9 protein-coding genes are annotated in these 8944 nt (G+C 68.9%); 2 read left to right on the top strand and 7 right to left on the bottom strand.

The window, feature by feature from the left end; translation table 11 throughout:
* Positions 1-257 precede the first annotated feature (257 nt).
* From ccsB to BN2660_RS09045, 5 genes are read right to left on the bottom strand one after another with little or no spacing between them, the layout of a single operon-like run.
* Positions 258-1247, bottom strand: a complete 990-nt coding sequence (gene ccsB, locus BN2660_RS09065; protein ID WP_091230454.1) for a c-type cytochrome biogenesis protein CcsB — start codon at positions 1245-1247, stop codon at positions 258-260.
* Positions 1248-1251: 4 nt separating this feature from the next.
* Complete coding sequence (locus BN2660_RS09060) at positions 1252-2982, bottom strand: cytochrome c biogenesis protein ResB (protein ID WP_091230450.1); 1731 nt, start codon at positions 2980-2982, stop codon at positions 1252-1254.
* 28 nt (positions 2983-3010) lie between these two features.
* Positions 3011-3793, bottom strand: coding sequence for a cytochrome c biogenesis CcdA family protein (locus BN2660_RS09055; protein WP_091230446.1), 783 nt, complete (start codon positions 3791-3793; stop codon positions 3011-3013).
* Between the two features lie 16 nt (positions 3794-3809).
* Positions 3810-4460 (bottom strand): TlpA family protein disulfide reductase, encoded by a 651-nt coding sequence (locus BN2660_RS09050; RefSeq protein WP_091230443.1) that lies wholly within the window; start codon positions 4458-4460, stop codon positions 3810-3812.
* Positions 4461-4512: 52 nt separating this feature from the next.
* On the bottom strand, positions 4513-4917 hold the full coding sequence (locus BN2660_RS09045) for a MerR family transcriptional regulator (RefSeq protein ID WP_091230439.1): 405 nt from the start codon (positions 4915-4917) through the stop codon (positions 4513-4515).
* Between the two features lie 59 nt (positions 4918-4976).
* On the opposite strand from BN2660_RS09045, the gene BN2660_RS09040 reads away from it, so the two are divergent.
* The gene (locus tag BN2660_RS09040; RefSeq protein ID WP_091230435.1) at positions 4977-5876 is read left to right on the top strand and encodes an NAD(P)/FAD-dependent oxidoreductase; all 900 of its coding nucleotides are present in this window, start codon (positions 4977-4979) and stop codon (positions 5874-5876) included.
* A 43-nt stretch (positions 5877-5919) separates the two neighbouring features.
* Here the strand turns inward: BN2660_RS09040 and BN2660_RS09035 are convergent, their stop codons facing one another.
* Together BN2660_RS09035 and BN2660_RS09030 are read right to left on the bottom strand one after the other, a co-directional pair.
* Positions 5920-6549, bottom strand: a complete 630-nt coding sequence (locus BN2660_RS09035; RefSeq protein WP_091230432.1) for a histidine phosphatase family protein — start codon at positions 6547-6549, stop codon at positions 5920-5922.
* A 1-nt stretch (position 6550) separates the two neighbouring features.
* Positions 6551-6925: a DUF5684 domain-containing protein gene (locus tag BN2660_RS09030; RefSeq protein WP_091230429.1), complete on the bottom strand. Its 375-nt coding sequence runs from the start codon at positions 6923-6925 to the stop codon at positions 6551-6553.
* 139 nt (positions 6926-7064) lie between these two features.
* Here BN2660_RS09030 and aspS point away from each other — a divergent pair, with 139 nt between their 5' ends.
* Positions 7065-8846 (top strand): aspartate--tRNA ligase, encoded by a 1782-nt coding sequence (aspS, locus tag BN2660_RS09025; protein WP_091230426.1) that lies wholly within the window; start codon positions 7065-7067, stop codon positions 8844-8846.
* Positions 8847-8944 lie beyond the last annotated feature (98 nt).

Genomic DNA, 8944 nt, shown 5'->3' with positions numbered 1-8944 from the left:
TCGGTTGCGCGGCGTGTCGGGGCTGAGATCCGAAGTTGTGCCGGCCAGAGGCGAGCCCGGCCCGGTCGGCCCGCACGCCTGCTGCACCCACGGCCCGGCACGACTTCGGAGCCGGAACACGACACGCCGCGCATCGGTGGAGATGCGCGGCGTGTCAGGGCTGAGATCCGAAGCTGTGCCCGCCGACCCGACCCGACCCGACCCGACCCGACCGAACAGGAACAGGACGAGGACAGGACGAGGACGACGGGGGTGACTCAGCTCAGGCCGGAGTATGCGTGCAGGCCCTTGAAGAAGACGTTGACGATCGTGAAGTTGAAGATCACGGCCGAGAAGCCGACGATCGCCAGCCACGCGGAGGGGTTGCCGCGCCAGCCGCGGGTCGCCCGGGCGTGGATGTACCCCGCGTAGAGGACCCAGATCACGAACGTCCAGGTCTCCTTGACGTCGAAGCCCCAGAACCGGCTCCACGCGTAGTAGGCCCAGACGGATCCGGCGATCAGGGTGAAGGTCCAGAGGATGAAGCCGATGATCGTGAAGCGGTACGCCATGCTCTCGAGGCGCTCGGATCCGGGGAACGTGCGGAGGAAGCCGGGACCGGTCTTCTCGGCACCCTCGGAGATCAGGCGCTCGCGCCGGGACTGCATGAGCTGGATCACCGACAGCGCGAAGGCGAGCGCGAAGAACGCGGTGCCGAGCGACGCGACGAACACGTGGATCACGAGCCACACGCTCTTCAGCGGGTCCATGAGCGGCGAGACCTCGACATAGAAGTTCGTCGCGGCGAGGCCGAGCAGCACGACGACGAGCCCGGTGATGAAGGTGCCGAGGAAGCGCAGGTCGATGCGGACGAGCACGGCGAGGAACACCGCGATGATGAGCAGCGTGCCCGTCATCGCGAACTCGTAGAGGTTGGCCCACGGAACGCGTCCCGCGGCGAAACCGCGGGTCAGGGTGGCGGCGAGGTGGAAGATGAAGGCGAGGACCGTGAGCGACGTGCCGATGCGCGCCATGATGAATCGCTGCGGAGCAGGAGCGGAATCGGATGCGGCTGCTCCGCCCGTCGCGCCCTTGGCTCCGCGCGTGCCGGACGCGGCGCCGACCAGCTCGAACTCCCGGACGCTCTGCGCGTCGGCGGACAGCTGCGACCGACGGGCGAGGTCGAAGGCGAAGGCCACGAAGGCCGCCGCGTAGATCGCGATCGCCGTCCAGAGCAGGATCGGCGAGATCACTTCGAGGTCGAGCATGGTGTCAGTCTACTTTCGGGGTCTCGGATGCGGGGCGGTCGGGGTGCTCCTGCGGCTCCGCCACGGCGGAGGTGACCCCGGCCGCGTCGAGCAGACGGGCGTGGCCGGCGACGATGTCGTCGACCGCGGTCGCCAGCGTCGGGTCCTCGCCTCGGGCGAGACCCGCGTACTCCAGGGCGACGACGCCGTCGGCGGCCGTGGCCTTCACCCAGACACGACGACGCGGGATGAACAGAGCGAGCATGAGTCCGCCGAGGGCGAGCAGCGCGAATGCCAGCACCCACGGCCCGGAGGCGTCGCGGTGGATCTGCAGCGAGGCGAAGCGCTTGACCGACTGCGAGGCATCGGTGGCTCCCGCCGGGGACTCGTCTTCGAACGTCACGGTTCCGAGCCCGTTCGGCAGGTCCGCCGTCTGTCCGGGCGTCAGCTCGATCGACTCGAGGTCTGTGGTCCGGCCCGTGAGCTTCGTCATGCCGGTCGTGTCGAGGACGTACACCGACCGGGGAACGCCCTCGTTGATCCCGAGGTCGCCCGTGTACACATCGAGCGTGAGGGTCGGGTTCGTCAGATCCCCGAAGCCTGAGAAGAACGCCCCCGTGTCCAGCACGCCTGTCGTCGGATAGAAGAAACCGACCAGACCCACCTGCTCCGCCAGCCCGTCGGCGACCTTGATGACCCCGAGGGAGGTCATGTTGTTGTCCTGCGGCAGGAACGGCGTGCTGTTCGTGAAGACGACGTCGCCGTCGGGGTCGCGCACCGTGATGGTCGGCGCGTAGCCGTTGCCCAGCAGGAAGACGTTGTCGTCCGCGACCGCCAGCGGCTCGTTGACCTTGACCGCTCCCGTGCGCTCCTCGCCGTTCTCCTGCACCGTGACGTTCGCCGAGAAGTCGCCCGCCTGACCGGACCCCGGCTCGCCGAAGGGCTGATAGGTGACGTCGAAGCTGTCGAGCCGCATCGAGTACGGCGCGAGGGCGTCGTCGCCCACGAAGCGCCCGCGGTTCATCGAGTCGTAGTCGAGCAGGGTGTTCGCGAAGGTCTCGCCCTCGACCAGCACCCGCTGACCGGTGTAGGCGAAGCCGCCGCCGACGCCCACCGTGATCAGCACGCCGACGAGTGCCAGGTGGAACAGGAGGTTCCCCGTCTCGCGCCAGTACCCTCGCTCGGCCGACACCGATGCGGTGCGACCGGAGTCGTACCGCTCGACGCGGTATCCGAGCGCCTTGAGCTGCTTCTGCGCGACGTCGATCGACGCCGCGGCCTCTGCCGGAGCATCCGCAGACGTCCGCTCGACCGCACGGAAGTCGGCGAGTCGCTGCAAGCGGGCAGGCGTCCGCGGCGGGCGCGCCTGCAGCGCCTTCGCGTGGTGCCTGATGCGCGGGATCACGCAGCCTACGAGCGAGGCGAACAGCAGCAGATAGATCGCCGAGAACCACGGCGACAGATACACGTCGAAGAGCTTCAGGGAGTCGAGCACCGGGAAGAGGTCGGGGTTGTCGCGTTCCCACTGCGTGACGCCGTTCGGGTCGGCCATGCGCTGCGGGAAGATCGAGCCGGGGATCGCGGCGATCGCGAGCACGAGCAGGAGCACGAGCGCCGTGCGCATCGACGTCAGCTGGCGCCAGCCCCAGCGCAGCCAGCCGACGAATCCGAGTCGGGGCTGGGTGATCGAGTCGTCGCCGTCGACGTGGTCCGACGGTCGGAGCGGATCGCTGGATCGCTCGGTCTTGGTGCTCACGGCATCCTTCCGGTCCGTTTTCTTCTGATCAGAACGGGAGGGGGACACTGCTGATCACCGCCGTCATTCGCGACATGATGTCTGTCCAGAGCCCGGTCACCATGAGGATGCCGAGCACGATCAGCAGCACGCCGCCGATGATGTTGACCACCCGGATGTGTCGGCGCAGGAACCCGACGGTCTTCGTCGCCCATCCGAATCCGAGTGCGACCAGCAGGAACGGGATGCCGAGGCCGAGCGAATAGGCGAGACCGAGGAATCCGGCGCGCACCGGATCGCCCGCGTTGAAGGAGAGGGCGATGATCGCGCCGAGGGTCGGGCCCATGCAGGGAGCCCAGCCGATGCCGAGCGCGATCCCGAGCAGCGGCGCGCCGATGATCCCGGCCCGCGAGTCGACGTGGAAGCGGATCTCCCGCTGGGCGAACCCGAAGGCTCCGAGGAAGATCAGCCCCATCAGGATGATGACCACGCCGAGGATGCGGGTGATCAGCTCGCCCCAGCGGATGAAGAAGACCCCGAACGTGCCGCTGAGCACCGTGTAGAGGATGAAGACGAGCGTGAAGCCGAGGATGAACAGGAGCACGCCGAGCACGAGTCGGCTGCGAGCCGGGGCCTCCGCGGTCGAGACGACGCCGTCCGAGGTCGCGTCCTCGGCGGGGCGGCGAGGAGCCACAGCTCCCCCGAGGAATCCGAGGTATCCGGGGACGAGCGGCAGCACGCACGGCGAGAGGAACGACACGAGGCCGGCGAGCATCGCGACGGGGATCGCGAGCCATAGGGCTCCGGATCCGATGATGGCTTCGGGGCTCACACCGCTCCCGGGAGATTCACGAATCCTCCGCGAGCGCGTCCTTGACGAGCGTCGAGAGGATCGAGGTGCCGTCGATCGGGCCGATGATGCGCGCGGCGACGCGCCCCTGCTTGTCGAGCACCAGCGTGGTGGGGGTCGCCTGGATCGGCACGGAGGCGGCGAAGGCGAGCTTGGCCTCAGCAGTGTCGACATCGATCAGGCTCGGGTAGGTCACCCCGAACTCCTCGGCGAACGCCCGGGCGGTGTCGGCCTGATCGCGGGTGTTGACGCCGACGAACGCGACGCCGTCTCCTCCCTGCTCCTGCCAGACGCTCTCGAGGTCCCCCGCCTCCACGCGACAGGGGGCGCAGCCGGCGTACCAGAAGTTGACGACCGTGACCTTGCCGGCGATGTCGTTGCTCGAGAAGGTCTCGCCGTTCTCGGTGACGCCGCCGAAGTCGACCGGCTCACCGCGCTCGGCGACGGGGATCTCGACGATCGCGCCGTCTGCGGCGACGTAGCCGGTGTTCTCCCCGCTGAGGAAGGAGTCGCTGACCGCATCGGGAGCGCAGGCGCTCAAGCCGATGGCGAGCACCGCGGCGAGCGCGACACCGATCGCACGGCGAGGGCGCCGAGTGCGAGAGGGGCGGCCGCTGCGGATCGGATGAACCGTCGAGGCGAGTGGCACGATTCCCAGTTTACGCGGGGGTTCCTATGCGTGGGCCGGGCGCCCTGGGCCGTCAGAACCGAGCGAGGACGTCATCGACACCGGCGCGGAACCGCGGACACGTGGCGATGTCGTGCGCCCGGCATCGCATCGCGTGCTCCGTCATCTCTCTCGAGCGCCGCATCTCCTGCATCCGCCGATCCAGGTCGTCGAGATGCTGCTGCAGCACCTGATGCCTTCCCGCGTTGCTGTCGTCGAGCAGGACGCCGATCTGCTCGAGGCTCATGCCCGCCGCCTTGCTGCGCTGGATCACCGCGATGCGCACGACCTCGTCCTGCCCGTAACGCCGTCGACCCGACGCGTCGCGAGCCGGACGCAGCAGACCGACCGACTCCCAGTGCCGAAGGACGTTCGTGGGCAGATCGAACCGGGCCGCGACGTCGCCGACGGACCAGGGATGCTCGGCGCTTGACTTCATGTTGACATGAAGTCACAGACTGAGCGGGAACGCAACCACAGCCCCCTGGAGGAACCCGCATGTACGACGCGATCGTGATCGGAGCAGGCCCCGCCGGCCTGCAGGCAGCACTGACCCTGGGGCGGATGCATCGCCCCGCCCTGCTGCTCGATTCGGGCGAATACCGCAACGGCACCGTGCTGCACATGCACAACGTCGTCGCGGAGGACGGCACTCCGCCCGCCGAGTTCCGGGCCACCGCGCGAGAACAGCTCGCCGAGTACACCGACCTCGAGATCCGCGATGTCGCCGCACGCACGGTCACCCGCACCGGCGACGGGTTCTCGGTCGTGCTCGACGACGACACCGCAGTCGAGGCGCAGCACGTCATCCTCGCCACGGGAGTGGCCGACGACCTGCCTGCGGTACCCGGTCTGCAGGAGATCTGGGGAGTCACCGCCTTCAGCTGCCCGTTCTGCGACGGCCACGAGCACGCGGGCCGTCCCATCGGCATCCTCGGAGCGGCGCCCCGCGCTCAGCACCTGATCGGGTTGCTCGGGCGCATCGTCGGAGACATCACCGCGTTCCCCGTCGGCGAGGCGTACACCGCGGAGGAGACGGCACTGCTCGAGGGCCTCGGGGCTCGGGTGAGCGCCGAGCCTGTGGCCGCTGTGGAGCCGGTCGAGGGCGGTGTGCGCATCTCGACCGCGACGGAGGAGTCCGACGTGGCCGGCGTCTTCGTGGCATCGGGCACGCTTCGCCATCGCGCACCGTTCGCCGATCAGCTGGGACTGCGGCTTCTCGACTCCGGGTCCATCGAGATCGATGACTTCGGACGCACGTCCTCGCCCGGCGTCTTCGCCGCGGGCGACCTCGCGCACCGCGCATCCCTTCCCGGCCCCATGGCGTCGGTCGTGATGGCGGTGGCCGCGGGTCAGCTCGCCGCGGTCGGCGTCATCCAGTCCCTGATGGCCCCCTGACCCGGCGACGGGCGTCGGGCCGCGGATCGGGAGTTCGAACCGCTCAGACCGCCCCGACGTCCACCGCGTCGCCGGTGGCTGCCGGCTCGACATAGGCGACCTCGCGCCACACGTCGCCGACGAGCTCGAAGGACGTGACGCTCGAGAGCGCGCAGCGCCGGGTGCGCGGGTCGTGCTGCAGCGGCAGACCCGCCACTCGGAGGTGCGTGACCCAGATCGGCGCCTGATGCGAGACCATCACGAGGTCTCCCCCGGCGGCGTCGTGCCACGCTTCCGCCATGAGTCCCAGCATCCGCTCCGCGATCGACGCGTACGGCTCGCCCCAGCTCGGCAGTGCGGGCTGACGGAGGTGCCACCAGTTCAGCGGGTTCATGAGCGAGCGTTTCATGCGCGTGCCCTCGAACACGTTGGTCGGCTCGATGAGACGGATGTCGATCTCGGGCTCCAGGGCGAAGACCTCGGCGAAGGGCTCGGCCGATTCCTGCGCGCGCTCGAGCGGAGAGGCGAACAGCGCGCTGACAGGGCGGTCGAGGTCGGCGATGTGGTCGGCCGCCGCCCGCGCCATGCCGCGACCGGCCTTGCTCAGGTGGTAGCCGGGAAGACGCCCGTACAGGACGCGCGCGGGATTGTGCACCTCTCCGTGCCGGACCAGGTGCAGTCGCGAAGCCACCATCTCAGACCGCTCGGTAGCGCGACTCGCCGAAGCCGATGATGAGGTACCCGATGTACGGGAACACGAACAGCAGGAAGAACGAGAACAGACCGCCCTTGCCGAACCGCTCGCCGAGTCTGACGGCGACGATGATCCCGAACACGAAGCCCACGATGGGGATCAGGTAGAGGAGGGCGAGCCAGCCGGACATCCCGGCGATCTTGACGAGGAACACGATGTTCACGATGGGGATGATCGCGAGGATGCCCGGATACCCCGCCTTCGTGAAGACCTTCCACAGCCCGACGGCCACGAGGACGTAGAAGACGAGGGCGATGAGTCCCGTCGTCCCCGAGAAGATCGATGCATACAGGTCGGAGATGCCGTTGGAGTCCATGGTGCGCCTTTCCGTCGAGGCGATCTTACTGAGTGGCCGATGCGGCGAAGGGGAGACGAGGTGTCCGCGGCTGAGCGGACGACGTGCGCCCACGTAGAATGAGCGGGTTCATCATTTCCCAGATCAGGAGGAATCCTCCGTGCTTCGCACCCACTCCGCAGGCTCACTCGATGCCTCGCACATCGGTCAGACCGTCACCCTCTCGGGGTGGGTCGATCGCCGTCGTGATCACGGAGGAGTGGCGTTCATCGATCTGCGGGACGCGTCGGGGATCGCTCAGGTCGTCATCCGTGACGAAGAGATCGCGCACCCGCTGCGCAACGAGTTCGTCCTCAAGGTGACCGGCGAGGTCTCGCGCCGCCCCGAGGGCAACGCGAACCCGAACCTCCCCACGGGCGAGATCGAGCTCATCGCGACGGACGTCGAGGTGCTGAACGAGTCCGCTCCGCTGCCGTTCCAGGTGTCGACGGCTGTGGCCGAGACCGAGACGGTCGGCGAGGAGGCGAGGCTCAAGTACCGCTACCTCGACCTGCGTCGCCCGGCCGCGGCATCCGCTCTGCGCCTGCGCTCCGACGTGTACAAGGCGATCCGCGACGTGCTGCACGCCCAGGACTTCACCGAGGTCGAGACGCCGACCCTCACGCGGTCCACGCCCGAGGGCGCCCGCGACTTCGTCGTTCCCGCTCGCCTGCACCCCGGCAGCTGGTACGCGCTGCCGCAGTCGCCGCAGCTGTTCAAGCAGCTGCTCATGGTCGGCGGCGTCGAGAAGTACTTCCAGATCGCCCGCTGCTACCGCGACGAGGACTTCCGCGCCGACCGCCAGCCGGAGTTCACGCAGCTCGACATCGAGATGAGCTTCGTCGACCAGGAGGACGTCATCACCCTGATGGAGTCGCTGGTGGTCGCGATGTGGAAGACCATCGGCGTCGAGGTGCAGACCCCGCTGCCGCGCATGACCTACGCCGAGGCGATGGCCAAGTACGGCTCCGACAAGCCCGACCTGCGCTTCGGCCTCGAGCTCGTCGAGGCGACCGAATACTTCGCGAACACCCCCTTCCGGGTCTTCCAGGCCGAGTACGTCGGCGCCGTCGTCATGCCCGGCGGCGCGAGCCAGCCCCGCAAGCAGCTCGACGCATGGCAGGACTGGGCGAAGCAGCGCGGCGCGCGCGGCCTCGCGTACGTGCTCTTCAACGAAGACGGAACCCTCGGCGGCCCCGCGGCCAAGAACCTGTCCGAGGCCGAGCAGGCCGGACTCGCTCAGTTCGTCGGCGCCTCCGCCGGCGACTGCGTGTTCTTCGCCGCCGGTTCCACGAAGGAGAGCCGTGCGCTCCTCGGCGCGGCCCGCGTCGAGATCGGCCGCCGCCTCGGGTACCTCGACCCCGACGAGTTCGCCTTCACGTGGGTCGTCGACGCCCCGATGTTCGAGCCGGCAGCGGATGCCGTGGCATCCGGTGACGTCGCCGTCGGCGCGGGAGCATGGACCGCCGTGCACCACGCGTTCACCGGCCCGAAGCCGGAGTTCCAGGACACCTTCGACACCGACCCGGGCTCTGCCCTGGCCTACGCGTACGACATCGTGTGCAACGGCTCGGAGCTCGGCGGCGGGTCCATCCGCATCCACCGCGAGGACGTGCAGAAGCGCGTGTTCGAGGTCATGGGCATCAGCGACGAGGTCGCGCAGGAGCAGTTCGGCTTCCTGCTCGACGCATTCAAGTTCGGCGCCCCGCCGCACGGAGGAATCGCGCTCGGCATGGACCGCGTCCTGCAGCACCTTTCGAAGACCGAGTCCATCCGCGATGTGATCGCGTTCCCGAAGTCCGGCAACGGCTTCGACCCGCTCACGGCGGCTCCGGCTCCGATCACCGCCGAACAGCGCGCCGAGGCCGGCGTCGACTTCGAGCCCGAAGGCGCCGAGGCCTGACCCGCACCGCCGACGAGGCCCTCTCCCCCCACCGGGAGGGGGCCTCTTCGCGTGTCGACCCCGCCGCGCGCTGTGCGCCTGCCACGGCGAAGTGCGCT

Origin of the sequence: Microbacterium sp. 3J1 (genome assembly GCF_001049495.1) — a bacterium.
Lineage (GTDB): Bacteria > Actinomycetota > Actinomycetes > Actinomycetales > Microbacteriaceae > Microbacterium.
This window is presented reverse-complemented; position numbering and strand designations above follow the sequence as displayed.